The organism is Lactobacillus sp. ESL0260, assembly GCF_003692935.1.
Lineage (GTDB): Bacteria > Bacillota > Bacilli > Lactobacillales > Lactobacillaceae > Lactobacillus > Lactobacillus melliventris.
The window spans coordinates 1-24846 of the sequence record NZ_REHO01000002.1; the positions used below are offsets into that span (position 1 = coordinate 1).

A 24846-nucleotide genomic window follows, 5' to 3' on the forward strand; every position below is an offset into this window, starting at 1 on the left:
AAGCAGAGCTGTTTTATGAAGTTTTAGATTCACCTTCATCAGTGTTAAACTGTAATTTTGTAAAGGTTTCTACTGCTAAATATATTTTTGGTAAACATTTAAAGCCAGTGAATACAGCAGCTGATGTCACGTCAGCCAACACAGAAAAAGACGTAAAATAATAAAATTAAATATAAAAAGCAATGAGTCTGAAGTGCCCCCACAAATTTAGGACACTTATATTAGCTGCTAACTGAGGACTAACTTCCGATATTCAATCGGAGTTAGTCCTTTTTAGGGCACGCTTGTCTTTTAAAAAGAAACAGAAAAGCGATTCTTTTGGGTCGCCCCAGACGCAGGTAAAAGTTGTTTATTGGTTCGGCGCAAAGTTTAAACAGCTTTATTGATTTTTAATAATACAATTGAAATAGCAATAAAAACTGCAATACCCAGTATAATGATTCCATATAGAGCATACGTAATGTCAGTTGCACTAGCAATGCTTGTAAAAACTGTAGTGGTTAAAGGGCCTGCCATCACTAAAATTGTATTTAACAAACCAACAGATGAAGATAAAATTTTACGATCAACAGTAGTAACAAGCCACTGTAGTAATTTAGGGCTTACAATACCAGCCAAAAATCCTAATATTGTTAAGCAAAATAAACTAGCAAAAATGTTTCCATAAATAATAGCAATAGCTAAAGTAATAGTAGCAATAGTGTCTGCAAGGACAATTAAAAATAATGAAGTGTTTTTAAATATCTTAGTACCGATTGCACTGCCAGATGCCATGCCAATAGCTGCAACAGTGCTAACCACAGCTATTGTAAAACTATAATTGCCAATTAACATGTTTTTATTGCCAGCAAGTACAATTGAAATTAGTGGTTCGACTGTGCTAAGAAGGCCATTAAGCAAAGCGATGACCAAAACAATCGTTAAGAGGCCATTAGCTTGTTTAACTTGTTTAAGTGAAGAAACAATGGTTGCTCCGAATTTTTGAGTGTTAACTTCTTCTGGCTGTTTATTTACTTCTTGTTTTTTAACATTCATACCAATGTTAGCGTAGATGATACCGGCTACTAAAAAAGTAATGGCATTAACAATTGCTAATCCTGAGTATGACATAAATAGTAGAAGGCCAGACCCAGCGAATTGTGCGATCATAGTAATTAGCTGTGAAATGCCATTAGTAAAGCCTTGAGCTTCAGACATTTCATTTTCACCAACTAGACTAACTATTAGTGGGGTTTGCAAGCCCCCTGAATATTTACCCGAAAGATCTGAAATGAAATTAAGTCCGATAACCAGTAATACTAAATTCCAGCCAGATATGTTAGTTGCAAATAATAACCCTACTAACAGATATAGTGCGAATCTAATTATTGCTAGCCAAACAATGACATGATACTTGTTTTTTGTCCGATCAGCTAGATACCCACTAAGACTTTGAATTAGATTAGGTAAAGACTCTGTAATTGCAATCAAAGAAAGAGCTAAAGAGTAATTTTTAAGTCTACTAGCATAAGTCATAAGAGCTAGATAAAAAAGTATGTTGCCGGCACTTGATAGCCAGCTGGCTAAAGAAAATTTTCTATAATTTGTATTTCTTAAAAAAATATCCAAAACTATGCCTCCTATTTCTTTATAAACGCTATTTTTATTATATTTGGGTTTATAATTTTAAATGATAAAATGGCGAATTCGAATTTTTTTGGCTAAATAAGAAAGAGGGAGGTAAATTAATGAAGATATATGAATTATTGAGACAATACAGATTGGAACAAGGTAAAACTCAAAAAGAATGGGCTAGCAACGTAATCAGCCCTTCGTATTATTCTAAGGTTGAAAAAAATATTCACCGTATTTCAGCAGAAGACTTAATTGCTTTGTTAGAGGCTAATAATGTTTCGCCAATTGATTTTTTTAGTAAATTAAATAGTAAAGCGCAATTACGACATAAGCAACAAGCAATCTTTGAGCGGCTGGCAGGTGATGCGTATTATCAAAATTCTAAAGCGCAATTATTACGGTTAAAACACTTAATTAATGAAAATGATATTTTTGCTAATAATGATTTAATAATTACTATAGATGCTTATATTGCATTATTAAATGATGATGTAGATAGTTTGGATAAAAAAACTAAAGAAGCGATTAAAGAAAAAATTTTTAATACGACAAAGTTTGATAGAAGTAAGTTAGCTATGTATTGTTCGTTTATGCCTTTTTACGATATAGATAGTAATCTTTTACTTTGCCAAAGGATTATGCAACAGTATCAAAATAGTGCAGATACAAAGATTCAATCAATAATATTGGCAATAATAGCTAATTTACTAAGTTTATGCATTGAACAAAAAAGATATGAAGTAACTAAACCGTTTATTAAGATAGCAGTTGGAGTGGAGTCAAAACCAGAGCTGTTTTTTTATAAAAACATGCTATTGATTTTTATCAATATAATTGCTTATCATGATGAAAACAGCCCAAAGTATTTAGCTAAATGTAAAAAGGGAATTGAAAATCTAGCTTTGCTTGGTATGCCAGAGTATGGTAAAAAGGTAGAAAAGTTTTTTTATGAAAATATAAAAGTCGATAATGATTAATAAATATAGTAGTTGTTTTGAATATTAGGTACAGTTATATTAAATGGTAAAAGTTTGAATTATAATTGGTCTAATTGTGAAATTACTAGGTAACGAAAAAAGGGAAGGCTGTTAAATCAGTCTTTCCTTTTGCTATATGGCTTCAATTTCATAAACAATTATTTGTTGCAGTTTTAAGCCGTGTAGCTCTAAGTTTCATAGCAACTTCGTTCAATGTACATTATGTTAAGTTGCTTTGGTATATATGAAATTATAAATATATGTAGAAAATGTTGGTGCTTATCTTTGGTTTTTTACAATTGTTATTTGACGAAGACCATGTTGCCTGAAGCCCACATAATGTAAAAAAACAGAATAACACTAATTATTAGAGCTAATAGCCAACCTAAAACCAAACTTATAATAAAGGTAATATGTTTGTGCTGAAAAAATGTTGTTAATACATCGGCCAAAGCTGATAGTAGGAGACCCAAAGCGCCAACGCTTAAACCAAGAGATTTGAAAAACGGTAGGATTAAAACCAACAAGAATTCGCCTAATGCAATAAGCCATACAACTTTATATAGATGATCTGATAACAGTTGTTCTTTCATCTTAGTCTGTTTTTTGGTCATTATTGATAGCTCCAGCCTTTATATTGCCAAGATCTAACCTTAAATATTCTTCCTGCTTTGTAAGCACCAACTTGTCCAAGTTCAGCACCGACTATTTTACTAGCTATTTCCTTAATTACCCAGGTAGCAATAGATCCCATGTTGGGTACTCCAGCTATCGTAGTTATTATATTTACAGCAGTCTTAAATCCGCTACTGAAGCCCATTTTTCTAATTCTGTTTAACATCTTTTTTGAAATATAAAGGTCGAAGTTGCCATTCAATGCATTACCATGCCATTTTATCGTTGATTTTCCGGCTTTTCTGGTAAGGGTGTAGTCTGGTGCGTCTATCACATGATATTTGGCTAAAATTGATTCTACGGCATTGTCAGAAATAGTAAAGGTAGTGTCTTCACCATCTGTAGTAAATTCTCCGCTAGCTTTAATATCTTCTGCAATTTTTTCCGCTGTAGCGTCATCTATGGTTTTATCAGTTTGATTCGGAGTGTTGTTTTCAGTTATAGCGGGATCTTTTTCAACAGCTGCAAATGTATTATTAGTAAAGGCTGTTGCCATAGCTGTTCCAAGTAGACTGGCAGCTGCGAAAGAAATACTTAATTTTTTAAATGATTTTTTCATAAACGAATGACCTTTCTAAAAATAAGTAAGTTATATAAGAGAGCTATATAACTTACTTATATAATATTATAAGTTTTTAATAATGCAAGTGCTTAAATTAAAAAATGATTAATTTAATGTATAACTATCATATATGTCGTATAACAAATTTTTTAGCAGCGTTTTCCTCGGTTAAACAGGGTATGAAAAAAACAACGGTCTGCGCACTAGTAATGCCGTTGTTTAAGAGGTTTCTTTTGCTTATTGCGATTAATACAAGGTATCTGATGAGGAAAGCTGTTTAGGAATTATTATGCAAGTTCTGCTTGTTTTATCTTGTTAACTTTTATCATTACAAGCAAAGTAGTAGTGAAAACTATGACGCTAAGTCCTAAAACGCCATAAAGTGCATAATTAACATTGATTGCTCCAGCAATAGATGTAAAAAATGTTGTCATTGCCGGTCCTGCAATTGCTAAGATCGTATTTAAAAGACCTGCTGAAGATGCTAAAATTTTGCGGTCTACTGAAACAACTAGCCATTGCATTAATTTAGGACTACTTGTACCAGCTAAAAATCCAAGGGTTGACATTAGGATAAGGCAAAATACAATATTTTTATTTAGAATAGCAATTGCCATAACAGCACTATTAACAGTAGATAATAAAGAAAGCTGGAAAAGTGAAACGTTCTTTAAGAGTTTAGTACCTATTGCACTACCTGAAGCTAATCCAATAGCTGCTGCCGCTCCTAAGAGTGCGATTGTGAAGCTATAGTTGCCAATAAGCATACTTTTATGACCAGCTATAACGATTGAAATTAGTGGTTCTATTGAACTAAGTAAGCCATTAAGTAAAGCCACAACCAAAACAATGGTTAAGAGTCCATGTGCTTGTTGTACTTGTTTAAGTGATGACTTGATTGTTACAAAAAAGTTCTGATCATTGACATCTTCTTTTTGAGTATGCTGCTTACGAACTTTCGACCCTATATTGGCAAAGATTAATCCAGCTATCAAGAAGGTTAATGCGTTGACAATTGCTAATTCTGAGTAAGACATGAAAAGCAGGAGACCAGATCCAATAAATTGTGCAGCTAATGTAATTAACTGCGAGATACCACTGGTAAAGCCTTGTGCTTCTGCCATTTCATTTTCCCCGACTAAGCCAACAATTAGTGGGGTTTGCAAGCCACCAGAATACATACCAGAAAGGTCAGATATAAAATTAAGTCCAATAACTATTAACACAAGACTCCAACCGTTAATGTTGGTTGCAAATAGTATGCCAACTAGCATATACAATGCGAAACGAATAATAGCAAGCCATACAATTACACGATATTTATTATGTGTTCTATCGGCCAAGTAGCCACTAAGGCTTTGAACTAAATCTGGGAGAGATTCGGTAATAGCTATTAAAGATAATGCTAATGAATAATTTTGTAACTTGCTGGCATAGGTCATAAGCGCCAGGTAAAAAAGAATATTACCTGCTCCAGATAACCAGCTAGCAATAGTGAATTTTCTATAATTTTTATTTTTTAAAAAAATACCCATGACTTCTCCTTCATCAAATATTATTTCTTTGTAATGATATTTACAGTATATTTTGACTATAATGAAAAATATAAAAGTTTCGTATTCGAAATTTTTTGTCAAATAAGAATGTTATATTGAAAATAAGAGGAGGAATATATGACTATTGGTAACTTGTTAAAAAAATATCGATTAAATAAAGAAAAAACACAACGAGAATGGATAGGAAATATTATAAGTCCTTCTTATTATTCTAAGGTAGAGAAGGGGATCCATCGTATATCTGCAGAAGACTTAGTAAGTTTGTTAAATTATAATTCTGTTTCTTTAATTGATTTTTTTGGAGAATTAAATAATTCAAAGCAGATAGGTTACAATCAAGAACAGGAATTAATGGGTATGATAAATGATGCTTATTATCGCAATGCCAAAAATGAATTGGTAAAATTGAAGGAGATTGTTAACGAAAGTGATTTACCTAATAAAGAAGCTGACCTACTTTATCTAGATGCTTATATTGCGGATATAAACAACGAGGATTTAAATGATAGAGAAAAGCAAGCTTTAAAAGATAAGATCTTTAGTAGACCAAACTTTGATAAATCTACGTTAGTCCTTTATTGCAATTTTATGATGTTTTATGACCTAGAAAGTAATGTGATAATTTCTAGAGGGATAATTAAACAATTTCAAGGATCAAATGATGTAAAAATTTTAGAAATGATTTTAAGTGTTATTGGTAATTTGTTAATCCAATGCATTGAAGAAAAAGAGTATGATGAAACCAAATTCCTAGTCAGAGCAGCAAATCAAATATCAACCAAACCAGAATTGTTCTTCTATAAAAATGTCATAGTATTACTTGAAAACATGATTATGTATCACTATGACGCTAAGGATAAATATTTACAGATTTGTCATAAGTTAATTGAAAATTTTTCTTTATTAGGAATGACTGAATATGGCAAGGAAATAAATAAATTTTTTGAAAAGCAAAAATAAAAATATCGTATTTAACATAAAAATTGATGTAAGTCCCAAAAGTTAAACAACTTTTGGGGCTTTTTAGCCCGTTATGAGAGCGATCTTTAGATTAACCTGTAACTAAGCTAGCAGTCTTTAAAGCAGCTGCCTGAAATCCAGAGAAGGAATCTTGTTTATAAGGCTTCTTTTTTGCTTGTATGCACATTATGGTTTGAGCAAATTAGTCTTGTGCAATAAATTGCAGGAGTAGGTAAGAATGGTCTAGGCAATAGCCTTTTGTTGTCTCGAAAAAATTAGACAAGTGGCTGACTGTTACAACTGAGAGTACAAGAAATAATCCTAGTAAATTTGCCATAAGGATTAGAAGATATATGAAGCATAAAAATATTTAATAGTGGGAAAGATAAGTATTTTTAACTTCTTAAGCTTTTTTCAGATACACGAATTAAGCTATGCAAGTCTAAAGTATTCCATTCTAATTTTTGAAACATGTTTCAGAAAAATGTTGACTTTTTGAAACAAGATGTTTATATTTTATATGTAAACGATTGCAAAATCGCTTTTAAACTAGAAGTAGGAGTGAAGAAAATGTCTGAGAAAAAAGAAAGTAATTTTCTTAACGAAAAATTGATTCCTTTTTTTAACAAAATATCTAGTGCCAGACACATGGTTGCGCTGCGTGATGGGATGACAGCCGCTGTACCGATGATCATTATTGGTTCAATTTTTATGATTATTGGTCAGTTTCCTGTTAAAGGTTATTTAGACTTTATGGCCAGTATTTTTGGTTCCAATTGGTCTAATGTCGTGCAGTATATTACTAATGCGTCATTTCATATTATGGGGCTAGTGGCTGTAGCCGGTATTTCATATAGTTTAGCCAGAAGTTATAAAGATATTGATCCATTTTCAGCGATGATTGTGGCAATAGCAGCTTTTATCTTAACTATTCCTATGCAGGTAGGAAAAGATGGCGGATTACTAATTCCTCTGAATCAATTTGATTCATCAGGTTTATTTACCGCATTGTTAGTTGGACTATTTGTCACTGACTTGTATGTTTGGCTGATGCATAAAAATTTGGTATTTAAAATGCCAGACTCTGTTCCACCAGCTGTAAGTAATTCATTTGCGGCACTGTTTCCAGGGGCAATCTCATTATTTGTGGTTTGGTTAATCAGAATTGGAGTTGAAGCGACTCCAATGAAGAGCATTCCTAATGTGATTACTTTCTTCTTACAGGCACCGATGAGTAAAGTAACCAATACTTTAGGTGGAGCAATCGTAATCGAATTAGTAGTATGTATACTCTGGTTCTTTGGTATTCACGGTGCTAACGCAATTTCTGGAGTTATTGACCCAGTATTGTATGCTGCATTAAGTGTTAACTATACAGCTTTTAAGGCTAACAAGCCTCTTCCCAATATCATTACCAAAACATTTTTTGATAACTTTGTCCGGATAGGTGGCTGTGGCGCTACACTCGGTTTTGTAATTTTAATGGTTTTTGTTGCTAAAGATCAGGAAATGAAAGCACTAGGAAAGCTTTCTATCGGTCCAGCTATTTTTAATATTAATGAGCCGGTGGTCTTTGGTGTACCTATTGTATTAAATTACCGTATCATTATTCCGTTTATCTTAGCGCCAATGGCTAATATAATTGCAACTTACACAGCAATGAAAATGGGTTGGGTCGCTAAAACAATCGGGATATATCCACCTTGGACAACACCACCAATTTTATCCGGAATTCTTTCTACGGGACATATTTCCGGTGGAGTGATGCAACTGTTTAATATCGTAATGGATACCTTGATATATTATGGCTTCTTTAAGAGTATGGATAATGCTAAACTAAAAGTTGAAAAAGAAATGGAGCAAGCAAAAGCTTAAATCAAAAGTCTAAACTGAGGAATAACGATGCGTACAAAGCAGAAACTGACAGCAACACAATTGCAAATATACAATTATATTGTAGCTAATAAAAAAGAAGTAAAAGATATTACTTTACGTGATTTGGCTAGTATTCTGTCTGTTTCACCTGCTTCTGTAGTACGAACCATAAAAGCTTTAGGCTATAAGCATTATTACGATTTGCAAACTGAAATTAAAGACGAGCTGAATAGAAATAAAGTAGTTGATGACATTACTTATCAGGCCCAATATTATTTTTCGCAAGATTTTTTAACCGATTATGATCAAAAGATTGTTGCTTTTAAAAAGATTGCCAGTAAGACGACAGACTTTATCTTTTTTGGAATAGGATCTTCCGGTGATCTATGTGACTACGGTGCCCGCCAGTTTGTTAATAATGGACGCAATGCCTTTGCAATTGGCGATCCCTATTATCCAGTGGAGCTAAGCAGGGATTTATTTCATGGTAAAACTGTTATCGTACTATCAGTAAGTGGTGAGGGCCAACCGACTATTGACCAGGTAAAAAACTTTAGGCAATTGGGTGCGACAATTGTCAGTATTACTAATAATGAAAATAATACAATTGCCCACTTGTCGGATTTAAATTTTGCTTATCATCTGGAATTTAAAATTATCGGTCAAACTATTAATTTAACCTCTCAAGTTCCAGTTGTATATTTGCTTGAACGCTTATCGCGGGCGCTGCAGGATAACAAATAAAAAGTTAAAATATCAAGTCCCAAAAGTTAAACAACTTTCGGGGCTTTTTTATGATTAATTAGCTAAACAAAAACTCTTAGTGTCTTAATAGGACTAATTATTTAGAGATATTAAGAACTAGAATTTAGCTAACAGCTATAAACTACCTAATTTTAAAGTTCAAATCATTAGTACTCAAGTATTTTTAGTAACATTGCCATTTTTTGCATAATTTTCATTATAATTAAAGTGGTGCGAGAAGTTAGTATAATTCAGAAATAGTAATGGCAAGCTTGAAGCAGAAATTAAGTATTAAATTCTACGCTGGAATAATTATTATTGGCTTGATTTTACGGGTATTGGTATCCCTTCTTTAAAGCCTATGACAAGCAATTGTATGAAAAAGAACAAAGTGTTTCTCAAAATTAAATTTAGAAATGAGGTATAAAAATGAGTTTTAAGAAAGATTTTTTATGGGGTGGCGCGACTGCCGCTAACCAATACGAAGGAGCCTTTGATGTTGACGGTAAAGGGCTTAGTGCTGCAGATGTGATCACACAGGGTTCCTATGAAAATCCTAGAAAAATAACATGGAAAAACCCTAAAACTGGGGAAACAGGTTATGTGCCTTTAAGCATGGATGTTGATCAGATGAACTTTCCTGAGAATGCTGTGCCGGCTGTCCTTGATGGGTATTACTATCCTAGTCATAAAGCAACGGATTTTTATCATCATTATCAAGAAGATATCAAATTAATGGCTGAAATGGGCTTTAAATGCTTTAGAATGTCTATCAACTGGACCAGAATTTTCCCTAATGGTGATGATGAAGAGCCTAATGAAAAGGGTCTAAAATTCTACCAGTCTGTTTTTGAAGAGCTGCAAAAGTACCATATTGAGCCGCTGGTAACTTTGTCACACTATGAAATGCCACTGAATTTAACGATTAAATATGGCGGCTGGAAGAATAGAAAATTAATATACTTGTTTACTAGATATGCTGAAACGGTAATGAAGCGTTATAAAGGTCTAGTTAAATACTGGTTGACGTTTAATGAAATTAACGCCTTAAATTTTTCAGGTTATATGGCAGGTGGAATTTTAAATCCAACTTCTCAAGATATTGCTCAAGCTGCTCATAACCAGTTTGTAGCAAGCGCCTTAACTGTAAAGGCTGGTCATGAAATAGATCCTTATAATCAAGTTGGTCAAATGCTAGCATTTACAGCAGAGTATCCGTATACTTGTGATCCTGCAGACCAGATAAAAGTTATGAATGATATGCACAGCTCTCTGTTTTATTCTGACGTGCAAACTGGTGGCAGGTATCCTGAATATAAGATTGCAGAATATAAGAGAAATGGTATAAAGCTTGATGATTGCCCAGAAGACTACGATTTACTGAAAGAATATTCAGCCGACTTTTTAAGCTTTTCCTGCTATTCTTCATCTACAACTACGGTTCATAAGGATCAAGCAGCTACAACCGGTGGTAATTTTGTAGCAGGTGTTAAAAATCCCTACTTAAAGAGTAGTGAGTGGGGCTGGCAAACTGACCCTTGCGTATTGCGCTATGCTCTTAATGTATTGTGGGATCGTTATCATAAACCGCTTTGGATTGTTGAAAACGGCTTAGGAGCGCGTGATCAAGTCACTGAAGATGGCAAGGTTCATGATCCGTATCGTATTGATTACTTACAAAGTAATATTAAATCTATGAAAGAAGCCGTTGATATAGATGGAATTGACCTTATGGGTTATGAAATGTGGGGCTGTATTGACTTGGTTTCTGCTGGTACGGGTGAGATGTCTAAAAGATATGGTTTCGTTTATGTAGACCGGGATGATCAAGGAAACGGTAGTTTGAAGCGTACCCCAAAGGATTCTTTTTACTGGTATAAAAAGGTCATCGCTTCTAACGGTGAAGATTTATCTAATTAATCGTACTCTTGTAAGAAAGCAATTGATTCAGCAAATTTTAGGTTGAAAGTTGGTTTCAGCTACATTAAAAAGCTCTATTTTTAAAAAAATAGGGCTTTTTTGTATGTAATTGTAGAAAAAATAAGTAGCTATCATGATATTAATTGGTTTAAAAATTGGTTCTATTTTAAGACCGATTTACTAAATTGGTTACATTTCTTATTGATATAAAGCGTTTTCAATAATAGAATTTGGTTGATAGAAGGAAAAGCTGATAAAAGGGGGAGATTATTATTGCAAATAATTTTAGCAAGTCATTCTCAAATGGCCAAGGGTTTAAAGCAAACCGTTGAATTGATTATGGGTAAACAGTCTAATTTACATGCAATTGCCGCTTACGATGATGAACAAGAATCATTAAAAAAGCAGATTGCTGACCAAATAACGTCGAATTCTAATGAAAAGTATCTTTTTCTTACCGACATTATTGGTGGAAGCGTCAATACTACAATTGCACAAATGATTGATGATAAGGAAAACATGTTTTTAGTAACGGGTATGAATTTACCTTTAGTATTAACGGTTTTAACCGCTAAGATGGACAACTGTTCTTCTGACCAAGTAGCTAACAAATTAGAGGAGTTTTGTGAAGAGGCACGTAAGGAACTTAAGGTTGTCCGTGTAGCTGCCCAAGAAGCAGAAGATTTCTAAAGAGGTGGTATTTAAATGATAAAAATGTTACGTGTTGATTATCGTTTAGTTCATGGTCAAGTTGCCTTTGCCTGGACTAATTTTTTATCAGCAGATGCGATTTTGTTGGCAAACGATGATGTTGCTAAAGATGATTTTCGTAAAAGAGTGTTAAATTTAGCCAAGCCTAATGGTGTCAAATTAATTTTTAAAAGTATTGCAGATTCTCTCAAAGCAATCAAAAGTGGAGTTACCGAAAAATACAAAGTCTTTATTGTGGTAGAGAACGTTCAAGATGCATACGAGATGGCGAAAGGGACAGACGAAATTAAGCTAATTGATATTGGACTGGTGGCTGATCGAGAAAATACTAAAAATATTGCGAAATCTGTTTATGTTAATGAAAAAGAAATACAGCAATTGACTGAATTAGAAAATAAGGGTGTTGAGGTTGTAGTTAAACAAGCGCCTACTGATCGTGATGTTCAATTCTCTTCACTAGTTTAAAAAGGAGTGATGACAAATGGTAGGACAAGTAATAGGAATATTCTTTATTTCTTTAGTCGCTAATTCGCAGTACTTTCTTGGTACCAGTTTTATTGGCAGACCGATTGTAACCGGTATGTTTGTCGGATTATTATTTGGAAACCTCAAAGAAGGCCTGTTAATGGGAGCAGCTTCTGAATTAATCTTTATGGGATTAATGGGAATTGGAGCAAGTGTCCCTCCGGATGAAGTTATTGGCGGTATTCTAGGTACGGCTTTTGCCTTAAAAAACGGATTAGGTGTCAGTGCTGCGATAACTTTAGTATTGCCAATAGCATCTTTAAGTTTAATCGTTAAAAATATACTATATGTTTTGGTTTTTCCAGCAATGACTCACCGAGCAGATCATTTGGCTGATGAAGGCAAAATAACTAGAGCTGGAAATATGCACTTATGGATGTGCTTTTTACAAATTGCAGTGTTAACAATAGTGACTACTCTTGCTTTTGCAGTCGGAAGCAATGCTGTAGGCAATTTAATAAAAATGATTCCCAAGGCAGTAACCGATGGCTTAACCATTGCAACATATATTCTTCCAGCTATTGGCTTTGGGATGTTAATTAATATGACATATTCTAAAAAAGTGGCTCCATTCTTCTTTTTAGGATTTGTCTGTGCCGCCTATTTAAAATTAAATACTATTGCTACAGCTATTATTGGTGCAATTTGTGCGGCAATAATGTACGTCATCTTTGTTGAAATCAGAAGCAATAGTGAAAAGACAGCAGCTAAAGGGGATGAAATTTATGACGACTTCTAATCAAAGTGAAGGCAAAAAGCTGAGTAAAAAAGATTTAAGGGGTATTTTTTGGCGAACACTTCCAATGGAAGCTTCGTTTAACTATGAACGAATGATGAGTGCGGCTTTCGCCTATTCAATGACGGGAGTAATTAAAAAATTATATTCTGATCCGGAAGACCAAAAAGCTGCAATGAAAAGACATTTGGAATTTTTTAATTGTACGTCGGCAATGTCACCGTTTATCGTTGGTGTCGCTGCGTCAATGGAAGAAAAGAAGGCTAACGACCCCAGCTTTGATGTCTCATCAATCAATTCCATGAAAGCAGGTTTAATGGGACCACTTTCCGGAATTGGTGATTCAATTTTCTGGGGCAGCTTAAGAATTATTGCGGCTGGTATCGGAGTTTCTTTAGCAAAACAGGGTAGTGTATTAGGTCCTATTTTATTTATTTTAATTTATAACATTCCGAACATGTTAGTGCGATACTTTGGTACAATGTGGGGCTACAAGTTAGGTGTATCACTGGTTGATAGAATGAAGTCAGATTTGATGGACAACATTACTTATGCAATTAATATTTTAGGTAATACTGTTATTGGCAGTATGGTTGCATCAATGGTTGTCATTAAGATACCTTTAAAAATTTCTAGTGGTAAAGGTGCACCAACTGTCCAATCCATTCTTGATTCTATTTTGCCTGCATTATTGCCACTACTTCTGACATTCTTTATTGCTCATCTTCTAAAGAAGAAGGTAAATGTATTATATCTTTTATTAATAATTCTAGTTGTAAGTATTTTAGGTGCAATGTTTGGCTTTTTAGGAGTTTAACATGCCCGAATGCCCTAAATTAGAAAAAAGGCTCTTTGAGATTTTGCTAATTCATTTTCGCTTTGTATACTATCGTAAACAACAATCTAAATTAGTTAACTGGATATCACAACAATTCTTTGCGGATTATGAAAAGAAGCAAAAAGGTTTTTACTTAACCAAAGCTGAAAACAAAAAATTATTGATTGTTAATTGTTCAGCACCAACGAAGTCTTTTATTGGAAAAAGAAGTTTTAAGATCAATCATTGGCTGAAAATGCCAAAAATTATGACAATAATGCAATTCTTATCTTTATTATTGGTAATAATTTTTATCTTCATAAGCAGCTATCTTTGGTACAGTGGACAGTTGCTTCAATTATGTATCAGTTTATTTATCTGTGGAATTTTATCTATAATTGCGATTGGTCTGCCGCAAACTAAGTGTTTTTCACATATAGCAACACTAACTACTGCGATTATGATGGCGAAAAATAGTCAAATGGACTTGCTCTTCTTAAAAGGAGAGATGGCAGAATTGCCACATAAGTTAATTGCTAATAGATATAGTAAAATTGTGTGGCTAAGAGATATTTACAATGGAGAGCAGGTACTGTTAACTAAAAGTAAAGTTGATAATAGTATTGAAGAAATGATTTTTGCTGCAGATAAAACTCAGGATAACCAACTCGTTGTTAGAAATGTTAATCGTTACGGGAATGAAGTAGTTCCCAAATCATTAATAGTTTCCTTACAACAGTTGGAATGTCTATCTAAAGAGATAGTAATTTAGATAATATAACAAAGGTTTCTTATCTTAGTTGCTGCTAATTAGGCTTTAAAGTTTAATTAGCAGCATTTTTTGTAGATTGTGACACATAAAAACATAGATAGAGTCTGGAGATGGTCATTTGAAGAAGCTCAATAAAGTGTATAAGTAATAAAACTGTAAGGTTTATAAAAAAGGATTAAAGAACTAGCTATGTAAAAGAATTTTTAAGCCGTATTTTTAAAGTAAAAAGGACCTGTTTCTCAAACATAAGAAACAGGTCTATATTTAAAAACAATAACTGAAATAGCTATACCTAAAATAAAATGTAAGACTTTTTAATTATTTAAAAATGAGCAAAACTATGTGCCTTTAACGGGTACTTAGAAGTATCATAGCCAATTGCTTCACAGTTGCGGGAGGCAATAATCTGGAACGGTATAATGAGATTAAACGGTGATAGTTCATCATTATGTAATGAAGGGACTTTAAGGATCTTAGCACCAGAATCAAAGGCAATATTTTGATCAGTAATAATAAAGATATGTTTAGTTATTTGTTTAAGAAATTCAATATATTTATTTGCTAAGGACTTTTCTGGTCCGTTAGCAATAATTAAGAAGATATATTGATCTGCATCAAAGGCCATCTCATAACCGTGTATCAGTTCTCCGAATTCATGTACGCTTAAAGGAGCATGGAAAGTTTCATATAATTTCAAATAGGCTTCCATTGCTGTTGCGTAATTATAACCATATCCCGCAATAGCTCCCTTTCTCATAGTAACTAATTCATTTTTATGTTGTTGATAGAATTCTTCTGCAGTGTCCAGAGTTGTAGGTAGTTTAGTAATATCTTCTTTAGTTTGAGTTAAAAAGTCCTGGTATTTTGCTTCATTGAGTTTGTTTTGTGCCAATCCCAGTCGTAAAGCTAAGATTAACCCCAACATAATTGTAGAAGTATACCCCCGAGTCTCTACGGGAATACCTTCATCACCTGTATTTAAGTAAATAACGTTATCTGCTTCTTGAGCTATTTTACTTTTAGTTTCTTCTGAAATAGCAACAGTATTAAAATTAAGACTGTTTGCCTTTCGTATTGCATCCAGTGTGGAACTTGATGTACCAGATTGAGAAATTCCTATTAATAAGGTTTCATCCGGCTTGAAGTATAACGAAGGTACAAAATAGTGAGTAAAGTTATCAGGTATAACTGCTTGTGTATCCAAAGTAGTAAACTTGTTAAAATACATTGAAATTAAAGTAGAAGCATGAAAGCTAGTACCTGAACCGGTGAAATATACTTTTTTAATGTCCTTCTGTTGTACGAGCTTAATCAGACTATCAGCAATGGTTCCCTCAGTATCCAGAATTTTTTGTAGCCTTTCAGGTTGGTTATAAATATTGTCAATAATTTTCATTTTAAAACCTCTTTTAATTTGTACTATAAAATTAAGAAATATTTAGTTCAAAAAAGTGATAGAAGAAACAAGCTGTAAATATTGAATATTTCTTAATTAACTAGATTTTATATTTGATTTTTGAAGTAAACAATCAAAAATAGACCGCATTTGAAAATACCACCAAAATGCAAACCAATTTTGGAACCAATTAAATAAAATTAGTTAACTTATATATTAATAGAGATAAATAATTCCTTGAGTGTTAGAATAAATTTAAGTTTATCGTGCAACATTAAGGATTTAATATTAATGCAAACCAATTTCATTAGAAGCCTAAGATACTTATTTATATTTATCCGAGATAAGTGGTGATAAAAATTGATTACTAATAAATTGAAAAATTATTTAACACCTCAGGAACGAGAAATAAGTTCAGAATGGCAAATTCAGTTAATTAGTTCAGAAGTGATTGAACAAAGTAATTTCTGGGATGATCTTTTTATGAATGAAGTGGGTTCAATATGGCGACGGCTTTTTTTGTTAAAGTATCAAGACGATCCATTTTCTCTGATTAAATCCTTTATCCCGCAAAAGCTTGTTAGAAATAAGCCTAAACAAAGTAATGATATATCTAAGCAGAATCTGGAATTAGATATAGACTGCATCAATAAGGCGGATAGAATTAAGAAAAATATTCTTTTAACTTGGCCTACTTCAGAAGAATGTCGGCTTTTGTTATTAAAGCAGGAATCACAGGTTTTTGTTGAGAAGAATTATATTTTGTGTGATAAAAATATTATTAGGTATGAAGAAGAAATTATTATTCCAGATAAAATTGAGTATGAAGATTAAAAATGACTAGTTTTTTATATACTGCAGCTAAAGAAAAAATCATCTCTTTAATTGAAAGTAATGAGATTTCTATGGATCAAAGATTACCTTCTGAAAGAGCTTTGGCTCAAAAATTAGGGTTTACACGAATGACAATTAAAAAAGCACTGAATAGTTTAGTTGATGATCACGTTTTAATTCGTCATCCCGGAGACGGTACTTATCTTTTACATGGCAAACATTCAGGAAGAATTGATGCTGGTGATGATGCTCCCTGGTCATTAACTCAGACTATAAAAATAAAAGGTGGAGTCCCTAACAGTGAAATAAAATCATTTAAATTAGTTTACGATGTCCCGATGTTAACTAAAATATTTCCTGATTTTACAGAATTTTATGAGCTGATTAGAATTAGAAAATTTGATGATATCGTTTTTTCGATTCAGAAAGCATATATACCTTTTAGGCTATTTGAAGATGCTCACCGTTATGATTTTAGTAAAATATCATTATATGATTATATGAGCTACAAAAATATGCGTCCTGCTCTTTTCCATAGAAAAATTAAAACTTGTCCTGTGACTAGTGACTCGCTTTTTAAAAATTTTAGCGTGGGACCAAGTAAATTAGTTTTAAGTGTGGAATACTTGGGTTATACAAAACCCGATTGTTTGGTTGAGTATACTCAATCTTACTTTGATTCCAATCAGGTTGATTTCAAAGTCGAAATCCCATACTCTCCTAAATAAATGTTAGTAATTCTTACTAAAAAAATTAGAACCATCTCTTTAGTAAGCTATTAGTTACAGCTACATTAAAAAGCTCTATTTTTAAAAAAGTAGGGCTTTTTTGTGTGCAATTTTACACGTGCCGCGAATTTTTATACTTTTTAATAAAAAACTTAAAATTTCGAATACGACATTTTTTTAGTGGTCTTGCTTTATTAATATAACATTATGATAATAAAGAAATTAAAACAAGGAGAAAAACAAATGACTAAATTTAATATTCGTGGTGGCTTTGGCGATACTACTAAGCCAGATGTAAATACCCGTGAACAAGATAACCTTTACTTGGCTGTAAATTCAAAATGGTTAAAGGACAATCCTGTCCCTGCAGGTGAGCCGTGGATTAGTAGTTTTGATATAGCAGATAAACAAACACGTAAACACCTTTTAAAAGATTTTTCTGCTTTTGTTGCTGGTAAAAAACCAGTTCCCCAAGTTAAAAATCTTAACAAAGCAGTTGAATTTTACCGGATAGCTGAAGACGAAGAAAAAAGAGCCGCTGACGGTGCTGCTCCAATTAGGGAAGACTTGACCTTTTTAACCGGTCTCAACAATTTAGCTGATGTCAATAAGAACTTAACGAATTTGTTGCTAGCCGACAACTTGCCCTTCAAATTTGAAGTGGAACCAGATTTTAAGGATGCACAACTAAATATTGTCACTTTTTACCGGCAAAATTTGATTTTGGCTGATACCAGTTATTATGGTAATGAAAAAACTGCCGACTTGCTTGATGTTTGGCAAAAGCAAACCATTAACTTGCTGGTAATGAGTGGTATTAAGCAGGCTGAAGCTGAACAATACGCCACAGGAGCAGTTAAATTGGATCAGCGTTTGGCGCAGGTTTACCAATCAGCAGAGTATAATTCTAAAATTGAAAATATGTATCATCCAATGGGTATGGCAGAATTTGCAAACCAGAGTAAAAATATTCATTTAGCTGATTTGATGAAAGAAAATGGACTTGAAACTGCTAAGAAAGTTAATGTTACTGAGCCAGGCTATTTAGCTAAATTTGATGAATTGTTTAATGAACAACATTTTGCTGAATTAAAGGGTTGGCTAATCGGATATTTTATTAATCAAGCAGCTGGATATTTATCACGTAAATTTAGAAAGGCAATACTGCCACTAAGAAAAGCAATGTACGGCATAGATTCTTTAGTTACAGACGAGCGCTTTGCTTATGATGAAACGGTCAGATTATTTGGCGATGTCATTGGTCAATATTATGGTGAAAAATACTTGGGTGCTGAAGCCAAAGCTGATGCTACTAAAATCGTTAAGAATATGATTGCGGTTTACCAAGATCATTTAAAAAAGAATACTTGGCTGTCAGATACTACTAAGAAAAAGGCATTAAAGAAGCTAGATACTTTAGTCTTAAAAATCGGCTATCCAGAGCATGTTCAAGGGTTTTATGACAAATTCAAGGTAACACCAGCTCTAGCAGGTGGCAGCTTATATAGTAATGTTAAAGAAAATAGCCAGATTAAGCTTAAGGATAACTTTGCAGATATTAACAGACCCGTTGACCGCACACTTTGGATAATGTCGGCGGTAGAACCAAATGCTTGTTATAATCCGCCAAGTAATGACATTACCTTCCCAGCACTTTTACTGCAAAAGCCTTTTTATGATATACACCAAGATCGAGCAGCTAATTACGGTGGTTTTGGTGCAGTTGTAGGTCATGAAATTTCGCATGCGTTTGACAACAACGGCGCACAGTTTGATGAGTTGGGTAATATGAAAAACTGGTGGACTGATGAAGATTATGCCGAGTTTAATAAAAGGGTCAAAGCTGAAATTGAGCTGTTTGATGGCGTTGAGGTCGGTACGAGCAAAATCAACGGTAAATTAACAGTTTCAGAAAACATTGGTGATCAGGGTGGCTTGACAGTAGCTGTTGCAGCTAATAAGCAAGAAGGTGGAGACGCCAAAACTTTGTTTGAAAACTATGCGCGAATTTGGGCAACAAACGCTAAGCCTGAATTTTGGCAATTAGTCGCCGCATCTGATGTTCATGCACTCTCTCAGGCTCGAGCAAATGTGCAGGTACAATGTCAAGAGGAATTCTATCAGGCTTTCAATGTTAAAGAAGGAGATGGCATGTGGCTTGATCCGGATAAACGAGTACAAGTCTGGTAAAATTTGATACTATAAATTAAGTATTTTTTAAGAAAATCAGCTCCTGCTTTGTGCTAAAACAGATATAAGTCCAGCACGTGATGCTAGAAAAATAGTAAAAATAATTTTTTAGGCAGGAGAAAATAATAATGAAAAATATTCAAAGACTAACTACTATATTAGCAATTGTTTTGTGGCTTGTTGTGATTGGCATTGTTGCAGTTGCTATCTCTAACAATCAGTTGTGGAGTATGGCTCCGGTTATTGCATATAACCGACCGCAAAACGCTCTTGGCTGGTTAATTGTAGCTGCTATTGCGGCAACAGCGGTCAGTGTAATTTTAAAACTGACAAGGGATAAGTAAGATAAAAAGGGAATGTTGTGCCATTAAAATTGCCCTAAATAAATATGCGGCCAGAAAAGGAAAGCTGCTGGTTTTATTTTTGAACCAGCTCATAGAAACTTAGCGCACAAAAGAGTATTTTTCTCAGAATAAATGTTCACAAGTTATTTCTTTGGAATATTTCATTATATTAAATGGAAACAACCCTTAAGAAGTTGACGCTGCAATAATCAAAATGACAGACAATAGATAAGACAGATACCTGATATGTATTAAATAGTGTCAGGTATTTTTGCTCGCTTAATATAGATGAAGTATAATGGTTTCTTATATTAATATTATGTTGCGTCTTTGGCATTTAGATAATTACATTATTTAAATTTATTGCGTTAAAGAATAACTGTAAGGAGATAATTACAAATGAAAAAAATTGACGGGCATTTTCACCTGGTGCGCTCAATTGCAGGCTTATCCGGTCAAGGGCGAATGACACCTTTGGGAAATGGCAAGGCAATATGGGATAATGGTACTTTTCTCAAGCTAATCCCTAATGGCTGGGGTGATCATGACTTTACAGCGGAATCCGCTTTAAAAGTAATGCAGGAAAATGAAGTAGAAAAAGCAGTTTTACTGCAAGGCAGTTTGTATGGCTTTCAAAATTACTATTCTTATCAAGCGGTTAAAAAGTACCCTGAGAAATTTATTGCGGCATTTTCAGTAGACCCATTTGCAGATGATGCAATGAAAATTGTTAGGCGTCATGTGGAAGACTTGGGTTTCAGAGCAATTAAATTTGAAATTAGTCAGGGCGGTGGCTTACAAGGCTACCATCAACCATTTCGTTTGGATACTACACCTGAATTAGGCAAACTTTTTCACTTTTTTGCGGATTATCCTGGATTTGTGATCGCTGTTGATTATGGTAATTATAGGCAAATCAGCTATGAACCAGAAGCAATTGTTAACTTGGCAAAACGATATCCCAAACTGGATTTTGTTGTTTGCCATCTGTCTTTTCCCAATGCCGACCATTTGAATCGCTTGGAAAATGCTTTAGAACAATGGCAACCGTATCCTAATATCACTACGGAAATTTCAGCGATTCAAGATATTGAAAATGAAACTGATTTTCCGTTTCCTCGTTGCCAAAAAGACGTTGCACTAGCCAAAAAGATTCTGGGGGCTAAAAGGATTTTTTGGGGCACAGATTCCCCGTTGTCATCAACTTTTAATTCGTACCATAATTTAGCAACTTGGCTGGCAGCTACTAATATTTTCACTGAGGCAGAATTAGAAGATGTCATGTATAATAATGCTAACCGCATTTATTTTAAGCCACAAAATGTGCAGGCAATGCGTGATAGCGCAGATCCTGTTTTAAAAAAATGATAAGAGGCCCTAGGAAATGAAAGAGACAAAAGTTTTGGTAACTGGAATTGTTCCAGATGCAGGTCTAACGAAGTTAAAAAAGAATTTCATAGTAACTTGTAAACCAGAAACAGTTGGTAGAGCGTGGGTTTTAGCGCATTTAGCTGAATACGATGGGTTGATACTTACTGGAATGAAAGGCGATCGTGAATTAATAGATGCCGGCACTAATTTAAAAATTATTACTGCTAATGGCGTTGGCTTTGATCATATTGATATTGATTATGCAAAGCAAAAAGGTATTGTTGTGGCCAATTGTCCTAAAAGTGTTCTCATTCCCACTGCTGAAATGACATTTGCCTTACTTTTAGCAACCGTAAGACGCCTGCATTTTTATGATAAAACCATTCGTGAAGGAAAATGGGTTAATGTTTCTCAGCCGGAAAATATGGGAACAGGGCTCAAGGGAAAAACGCTCGGTATTTATGGTATGGGCCGCATTGGTTCTGCGGTAGCAAAGTATGCCCAAGTTTTTGGTATGAAAGTTATTTACCATAATAGACATCGTTTAAGTTCTCAAGAAGAAGCAAAGAAGAATGTTCATTACGTGGATTTTGCTACTTTAGTTAAAACAGCTGATGTAATTACTCTGCATGCTCCTGCAACTCCTGCTACAACAGGGGTTTTCAACGCTCAAGTATTTAAGCAAATGAAAAAGACAGCTTATATTATCAATGTCGCCCGAGGTAAGCTAATTAAACAAAATGATTTAATTGCCGCATTGCAAAATGGGGACATTGCTGGAGCAGGTTTAGATGTTTATGAAACTGAACCCAAAGTGCCACAAGCACTCTGCAAATTAGACAATGTAATTTTGTCACCTCACGCGGGTTCAGGGACGCTCACTGCCCGCACAAATATTACTACTGAGGCTTCACAAAATCTCATTTCATATTTAAGGGATCACAAGCCATTAAACCAAGTTAATAAGTAATTTTTTAATTAGTAAAAATAATCATGAATAAAAACCAAGTTTTTGCTTGGCTTTTTTCTTTTACTGTAATAAAATATGAAGTTAACTACATGAAGCCAACTTCATATTGCTAAGAAGGTGAGATTATCAAAAATTTAGTTAAGGAAAATAGAAAAAAGCTGCACTTAACGCAACGTGAACTTGCCGCTAAAGTGGGTGTCACTGAACGAACGATTATCTCAGTAGAAAATGGTAAATACAAGCCCTCACTCATCTTGGCGTATAAACTAGCGCAAGTTTTTAGGACCGATATTGAAACCTTATTTTGTTTACAGGAATATATAGAAAATGAAGAAGAATAAGAAAAGAAAGATCAAATATTATTTCGCAGCATGCTTTTTTACATTTTTAGCACTTCTTGAGTTAGTGCTGATCAGTTTAGAGGTTCTGCAGCACCGCAGGCAAACCGATATACCGAAAAATATTATTTATGCAGTTTTTGCTATTAGTTTTGCTTTTTATCTTTATTATAAAGCCAAAACTGTGGGCACAGATAAAGATGTTGAAGACGAGCGTGATGAGTTTATTGCAGTAAAAACTGATCACCAAATGTATAAAATAGCTAACTGGTTAATTTATATTCTGAGCCTGGTCTTTATAACTAGCGCAGCGTTCATGTATGAAGCTCAAGGCTTTACGACACCGGTCATAATATTGACAACTATTGCCGCTACTTTAAGCGTCTTATGGAACTTATTATTGTTAATTGAAATGATTATAGGTATTACTAATGAACTTAGAAACTGATGAGACATAAATATTGCTAAATAATATCCAAGCAACTTTGCATTTTAGTATAAAATTTGTCCCACTTACATTCCTGATAGTGACCTCTTAGTTAAATAGTATTGTAATCACGGTTCTTCTCAAGTTTAATTAATTTATCATCTTTGAAGAATGAAAAAATTATTAACAAAACTGAGGGAGAAAAATAATGATTTACCATAACTATTCACATTTAAAATTCTTTTGGCTTAATGTTTTCGGTTTGATATACAGTACTTTAAATATCTTTGCTGCTTATATGCTTAGCAATTTGATCAATATGGCAACCAAAAGACAATTTTCAGCTTTACCTTCTTTAGTAACGCAGATCATAGTAGCGTTAACTATAATCTTAATTTCAGGCTTACTATTTAATTACTTAAAAACCGATGCAGTTAAGCAGATTAACACTAAGTTGAGATCTAAAGTGCTGAAAGGAATGCTGCTAAATAAAGAAGAAGACAGCTCTGATTTAGGTTTTTTAACTAACGACTTTAAGTTATTAGAAACTAATCGTTATGAAGCTGAAATTGAAATTCTGATCTATGCCTATACCGTTATTTTGGCGCTGGGTTATGCTTTATATTTAAACTGGTTTGTTACCTTAATTTATTTCGTGGGCTCAGCAATCCCTACAATCGTCTCCAACTTTTTCCAAAAACCAATTCAAAAGGCTTCAGGTGATTGGACTAAGGCTAACGACAAGTATGTCAGCCAAACCAAAAATATTTTAGCTGGTACCGGAACTTTTAACTTATACGGCAAGCAAGACAATGCTGTTAAGCAGAATAAGCGTGTCGTTGATCGCTTGGAAGAAAAACTGGCCAAAATGAATGTGCTGAATAATAATACTAATACCTATCTTAATGTTATTGCGATTGCCAGTGCCTTTTTACTACCATTTGCTTTTGGGACATTATTGGTAGTCAATGGTCAAATAACTTTGGGAGCTTTATTTGCCATTACCCAGCTTTCTAACTCATTTGTTAACCCTATCCTGCAAATTTTAAATGAACGAAACAATTTATCGACCACGAAGGGTATTGTTAACAAGATCAAGCAGTTTATTGCTAAAGGGGAACAAAAGCCGCAAAACGGTGTTGCTACTGACGACTTTAAGCAATTAGAAGTGAAAAATCTGACTTTAAAGCGTCAGGGTAAAGAATTAGCTAGTCAAATTAATTTTGCAGTTGCCAAAGGACAAAAAGTTGCGGTCATTGGACCGTCCGGCTCTGGTAAATCCACCATGCTTCAATATTTAATGTATGGTGATTACGGCCAAGCACAAGAAGAGTTGCTTAATCAAAAAGCAGTACAACCGGGCTCTTTTACCAACCTGTTTGCATATTCAAGCCAAAGTGCGGTCATCTTTGCCGACTCATTATGGTTTAACCTTACGTTAGGTGCGGACATCCCGCGAGAAAAAGTTACAGACGTGTGTGAACATTTAGAACTGGGACAGCTGGTTAAAGAAAAAGGTTTTAACTATCAATTAGGTGATAATGCTGATCAATTATCAGGTGGGCAATTAGCCCGAATTGAACTGGCAAGGGCTATCTTAGCCAAACGACCAATTTTATTACTGGACGAAGTCAATGCCTCATTAGATAAGGCAACTTCTCAAGCAATTCATGATTACTTGTTTGATTCAGACTTTACTTTCATTGAGGTTATTCACCACTATGAACCGGCAGAATTGAAGCGGTATGATGCCGTAATTGATTTCAATAATTATATTGGCAATCATTAAACTATAAAACTACTA

General features: G+C 33.9%; 24 protein-coding genes. 19 read left to right on the forward strand and 5 right to left on the reverse strand.

Features of this window, described 5'->3' with window-relative positions; all coding sequences use genetic code 11:
- Positions 1 to 369: 369 nt before the first annotated feature.
- Positions 370 to 1608: an MFS transporter gene (locus tag F5ESL0260_RS00150; protein ID WP_122025414.1), complete on the reverse strand. Its 1239-nt coding sequence runs from the start codon at positions 1606 to 1608 to the stop codon at positions 370 to 372.
- Between the two features lie 119 nt (positions 1609 to 1727).
- On the opposite strand from F5ESL0260_RS00150, the gene F5ESL0260_RS00155 reads away from it, so the two are divergent.
- Positions 1728 to 2591 (forward strand): helix-turn-helix domain-containing protein, encoded by an 864-nt coding sequence (locus F5ESL0260_RS00155; protein WP_046324008.1) that lies wholly within the window; start codon positions 1728 to 1730, stop codon positions 2589 to 2591.
- 302 nt (positions 2592 to 2893) lie between these two features.
- Here the strand turns inward: F5ESL0260_RS00155 and F5ESL0260_RS00160 are convergent, their stop codons facing one another.
- From F5ESL0260_RS00160 to F5ESL0260_RS00170, 3 genes are all read right to left on the reverse strand, one after another.
- A complete protein-coding gene (locus F5ESL0260_RS00160) occupies positions 2894 to 3205 on the reverse strand; it encodes a hypothetical protein (protein WP_122025415.1) in 312 nt (103 codons plus the stop codon).
- Positions 3205 to 3825: a hypothetical protein gene (locus F5ESL0260_RS00165; protein ID WP_122025416.1), complete on the reverse strand. Its 621-nt coding sequence runs from the start codon at positions 3823 to 3825 to the stop codon at positions 3205 to 3207. Before F5ESL0260_RS00165 ends, F5ESL0260_RS00160 begins: the two co-directional genes overlap by 1 nt.
- 290 nt (positions 3826 to 4115) lie before the next feature.
- A complete protein-coding gene (locus F5ESL0260_RS00170) occupies positions 4116 to 5363 on the reverse strand; it encodes an MFS transporter (protein ID WP_122025417.1) in 1248 nt (415 codons plus the stop codon).
- Positions 5364 to 5501: 138 nt separating this feature from the next.
- Here F5ESL0260_RS00170 and F5ESL0260_RS00175 point away from each other — a divergent pair, with 138 nt between their 5' ends.
- The 9 genes from F5ESL0260_RS00175 (at position 5502) to F5ESL0260_RS00215 (ending at position 14444) form a co-directional block, all read left to right on the forward strand.
- Positions 5502 to 6344: a helix-turn-helix domain-containing protein gene (locus tag F5ESL0260_RS00175; RefSeq protein ID WP_122025418.1), complete on the forward strand. Its 843-nt coding sequence runs from the start codon at positions 5502 to 5504 to the stop codon at positions 6342 to 6344.
- A 570-nt stretch (positions 6345 to 6914) separates the two neighbouring features.
- A complete protein-coding gene (gene celB, locus F5ESL0260_RS00180; RefSeq protein WP_122025419.1) occupies positions 6915 to 8219 on the forward strand; it encodes a PTS cellobiose transporter subunit IIC in 1305 nt (434 codons plus the stop codon).
- A gap of 27 nt (positions 8220 to 8246) precedes the next feature.
- The gene (locus F5ESL0260_RS00185; RefSeq protein ID WP_122025420.1) at positions 8247 to 8963 is read left to right on the forward strand and encodes a MurR/RpiR family transcriptional regulator; all 717 of its coding nucleotides are present in this window, start codon (positions 8247 to 8249) and stop codon (positions 8961 to 8963) included.
- A 429-nt stretch (positions 8964 to 9392) separates the two neighbouring features.
- A complete protein-coding gene (locus F5ESL0260_RS00190; RefSeq protein WP_122025421.1) occupies positions 9393 to 10883 on the forward strand; it encodes a family 1 glycosylhydrolase in 1491 nt (496 codons plus the stop codon).
- A gap of 273 nt (positions 10884 to 11156) precedes the next feature.
- On the forward strand, positions 11157 to 11573 hold the full coding sequence (locus F5ESL0260_RS00195) for a PTS sugar transporter subunit IIA (RefSeq protein WP_052724603.1): 417 nt from the start codon (positions 11157 to 11159) through the stop codon (positions 11571 to 11573).
- A gap of 15 nt (positions 11574 to 11588) precedes the next feature.
- Positions 11589 to 12059 carry a PTS sugar transporter subunit IIB gene (locus tag F5ESL0260_RS00200; protein WP_046324016.1) on the forward strand — a complete coding sequence of 157 codons (471 nt, stop codon included), beginning with the start codon at positions 11589 to 11591 and terminating at the stop codon, positions 12057 to 12059.
- A gap of 16 nt (positions 12060 to 12075) precedes the next feature.
- Positions 12076 to 12858 (forward strand): PTS sugar transporter subunit IIC, encoded by a 783-nt coding sequence (locus tag F5ESL0260_RS00205; RefSeq protein ID WP_122025422.1) that lies wholly within the window; start codon positions 12076 to 12078, stop codon positions 12856 to 12858.
- Positions 12845 to 13672: a PTS system mannose/fructose/sorbose family transporter subunit IID gene (locus tag F5ESL0260_RS00210; RefSeq protein WP_046324018.1), complete on the forward strand. Its 828-nt coding sequence runs from the start codon at positions 12845 to 12847 to the stop codon at positions 13670 to 13672. Before F5ESL0260_RS00205 ends, F5ESL0260_RS00210 begins: the two co-directional genes overlap by 14 nt.
- Position 13673: 1 nt before the next feature.
- Positions 13674 to 14444 (forward strand): hypothetical protein, encoded by a 771-nt coding sequence (locus F5ESL0260_RS00215; RefSeq protein ID WP_122025423.1) that lies wholly within the window; start codon positions 13674 to 13676, stop codon positions 14442 to 14444.
- Positions 14445 to 14766: 322 nt separating this feature from the next.
- Here F5ESL0260_RS00215 and F5ESL0260_RS00220 read toward each other — a convergent pair whose 3' ends face one another.
- Complete coding sequence (locus F5ESL0260_RS00220) at positions 14767 to 15840, reverse strand: SIS domain-containing protein (RefSeq protein ID WP_122025424.1); 1074 nt, start codon at positions 15838 to 15840, stop codon at positions 14767 to 14769.
- Positions 15841 to 16200: 360 nt separating this feature from the next.
- Between F5ESL0260_RS00220 and F5ESL0260_RS00225 the strand changes: the two genes are divergently transcribed.
- From F5ESL0260_RS00225 to F5ESL0260_RS00265, 9 genes are all read left to right on the forward strand, one after another.
- Complete coding sequence (locus tag F5ESL0260_RS00225; protein ID WP_122025425.1) at positions 16201 to 16674, forward strand: hypothetical protein; 474 nt, start codon at positions 16201 to 16203, stop codon at positions 16672 to 16674.
- Positions 16675 to 16676: 2 nt separating this feature from the next.
- Positions 16677 to 17402, forward strand: coding sequence for a GntR family transcriptional regulator (locus tag F5ESL0260_RS00230; protein WP_122025426.1), 726 nt, complete (start codon positions 16677 to 16679; stop codon positions 17400 to 17402).
- Between the two features lie 243 nt (positions 17403 to 17645).
- Positions 17646 to 19592 (forward strand): M13-type metalloendopeptidase, encoded by a 1947-nt coding sequence (locus F5ESL0260_RS00235; protein ID WP_122025427.1) that lies wholly within the window; start codon positions 17646 to 17648, stop codon positions 19590 to 19592.
- A gap of 128 nt (positions 19593 to 19720) precedes the next feature.
- Complete coding sequence (locus F5ESL0260_RS00240; RefSeq protein ID WP_046324024.1) at positions 19721 to 19936, forward strand: hypothetical protein; 216 nt, start codon at positions 19721 to 19723, stop codon at positions 19934 to 19936.
- A 399-nt stretch (positions 19937 to 20335) separates the two neighbouring features.
- A complete protein-coding gene (locus F5ESL0260_RS00245; protein ID WP_122025428.1) occupies positions 20336 to 21304 on the forward strand; it encodes an amidohydrolase family protein in 969 nt (322 codons plus the stop codon).
- A gap of 16 nt (positions 21305 to 21320) precedes the next feature.
- Positions 21321 to 22277, forward strand: a complete 957-nt coding sequence (locus F5ESL0260_RS00250) for an NAD(P)-dependent oxidoreductase (protein WP_122025429.1) — start codon at positions 21321 to 21323, stop codon at positions 22275 to 22277.
- Between the two features lie 125 nt (positions 22278 to 22402).
- Positions 22403 to 22618, forward strand: coding sequence for a helix-turn-helix transcriptional regulator (locus tag F5ESL0260_RS00255; protein WP_122025430.1), 216 nt, complete (start codon positions 22403 to 22405; stop codon positions 22616 to 22618).
- Entirely contained in the window at positions 22605 to 23063 is a 459-nt protein-coding gene (locus tag F5ESL0260_RS00260) for a hypothetical protein (protein WP_045927275.1), read from the forward strand. The genes F5ESL0260_RS00255 and F5ESL0260_RS00260 overlap by 14 nt, the downstream gene beginning before the upstream one ends.
- Before the next feature lie 187 nt (positions 23064 to 23250).
- Complete coding sequence (locus F5ESL0260_RS00265; RefSeq protein WP_122025431.1) at positions 23251 to 24831, forward strand: ABC transporter ATP-binding protein; 1581 nt, start codon at positions 23251 to 23253, stop codon at positions 24829 to 24831.
- Positions 24832 to 24846 lie beyond the last annotated feature (15 nt).

Bases quoted from the DNA above. Each gene is read 5' to 3' on its own strand.
- F5ESL0260_RS00155 (WP_046324008.1), top strand. From the start codon at position 1,728: ATGAAGATATATGAATTATTGAGACAATACAGATTGGAACAAGGTAAA.
- F5ESL0260_RS00160 (WP_122025415.1), bottom strand. From the start codon at position 3,205: ATGACCAAAAAACAGACTAAGATGAAAGAACAACTGTTATCAGATCAT.
- F5ESL0260_RS00165 (WP_122025416.1), bottom strand. From the start codon at position 3,825: ATGAAAAAATCATTTAAAAAATTAAGTATTTCTTTCGCAGCTGCCAGT.
- F5ESL0260_RS00170 (WP_122025417.1), bottom strand. From the start codon at position 5,363: ATGGGTATTTTTTTAAAAAATAAAAATTATAGAAAATTCACTATTGCT.
- F5ESL0260_RS00175 (WP_122025418.1), top strand. From the start codon at position 5,502: ATGACTATTGGTAACTTGTTAAAAAAATATCGATTAAATAAAGAAAAA.
- celB (WP_122025419.1), top strand. From the start codon at position 6,915: ATGTCTGAGAAAAAAGAAAGTAATTTTCTTAACGAAAAATTGATTCCT.
- F5ESL0260_RS00185 (WP_122025420.1), top strand. From the start codon at position 8,247: ATGCGTACAAAGCAGAAACTGACAGCAACACAATTGCAAATATACAAT.
- F5ESL0260_RS00190 (WP_122025421.1), top strand. From the start codon at position 9,393: ATGAGTTTTAAGAAAGATTTTTTATGGGGTGGCGCGACTGCCGCTAAC.
- F5ESL0260_RS00200 (WP_046324016.1), top strand. From the start codon at position 11,589: ATGATAAAAATGTTACGTGTTGATTATCGTTTAGTTCATGGTCAAGTT.
- F5ESL0260_RS00205 (WP_122025422.1), top strand. From the start codon at position 12,076: ATGGTAGGACAAGTAATAGGAATATTCTTTATTTCTTTAGTCGCTAAT.
- F5ESL0260_RS00210 (WP_046324018.1), top strand. From the start codon at position 12,845: ATGACGACTTCTAATCAAAGTGAAGGCAAAAAGCTGAGTAAAAAAGAT.
- F5ESL0260_RS00215 (WP_122025423.1), top strand. From the start codon at position 13,674: ATGCCCGAATGCCCTAAATTAGAAAAAAGGCTCTTTGAGATTTTGCTA.
- F5ESL0260_RS00220 (WP_122025424.1), bottom strand. From the start codon at position 15,840: ATGAAAATTATTGACAATATTTATAACCAACCTGAAAGGCTACAAAAA.
- F5ESL0260_RS00230 (WP_122025426.1), top strand. From the start codon at position 16,677: ATGACTAGTTTTTTATATACTGCAGCTAAAGAAAAAATCATCTCTTTA.
- F5ESL0260_RS00235 (WP_122025427.1), top strand. From the start codon at position 17,646: ATGACTAAATTTAATATTCGTGGTGGCTTTGGCGATACTACTAAGCCA.
- F5ESL0260_RS00240 (WP_046324024.1), top strand. From the start codon at position 19,721: ATGAAAAATATTCAAAGACTAACTACTATATTAGCAATTGTTTTGTGG.
- F5ESL0260_RS00245 (WP_122025428.1), top strand. From the start codon at position 20,336: ATGAAAAAAATTGACGGGCATTTTCACCTGGTGCGCTCAATTGCAGGC.
- F5ESL0260_RS00250 (WP_122025429.1), top strand. From the start codon at position 21,321: ATGAAAGAGACAAAAGTTTTGGTAACTGGAATTGTTCCAGATGCAGGT.
- F5ESL0260_RS00260 (WP_045927275.1), top strand. From the start codon at position 22,605: ATGAAGAAGAATAAGAAAAGAAAGATCAAATATTATTTCGCAGCATGC.
- F5ESL0260_RS00265 (WP_122025431.1), top strand. From the start codon at position 23,251: ATGATTTACCATAACTATTCACATTTAAAATTCTTTTGGCTTAATGTT.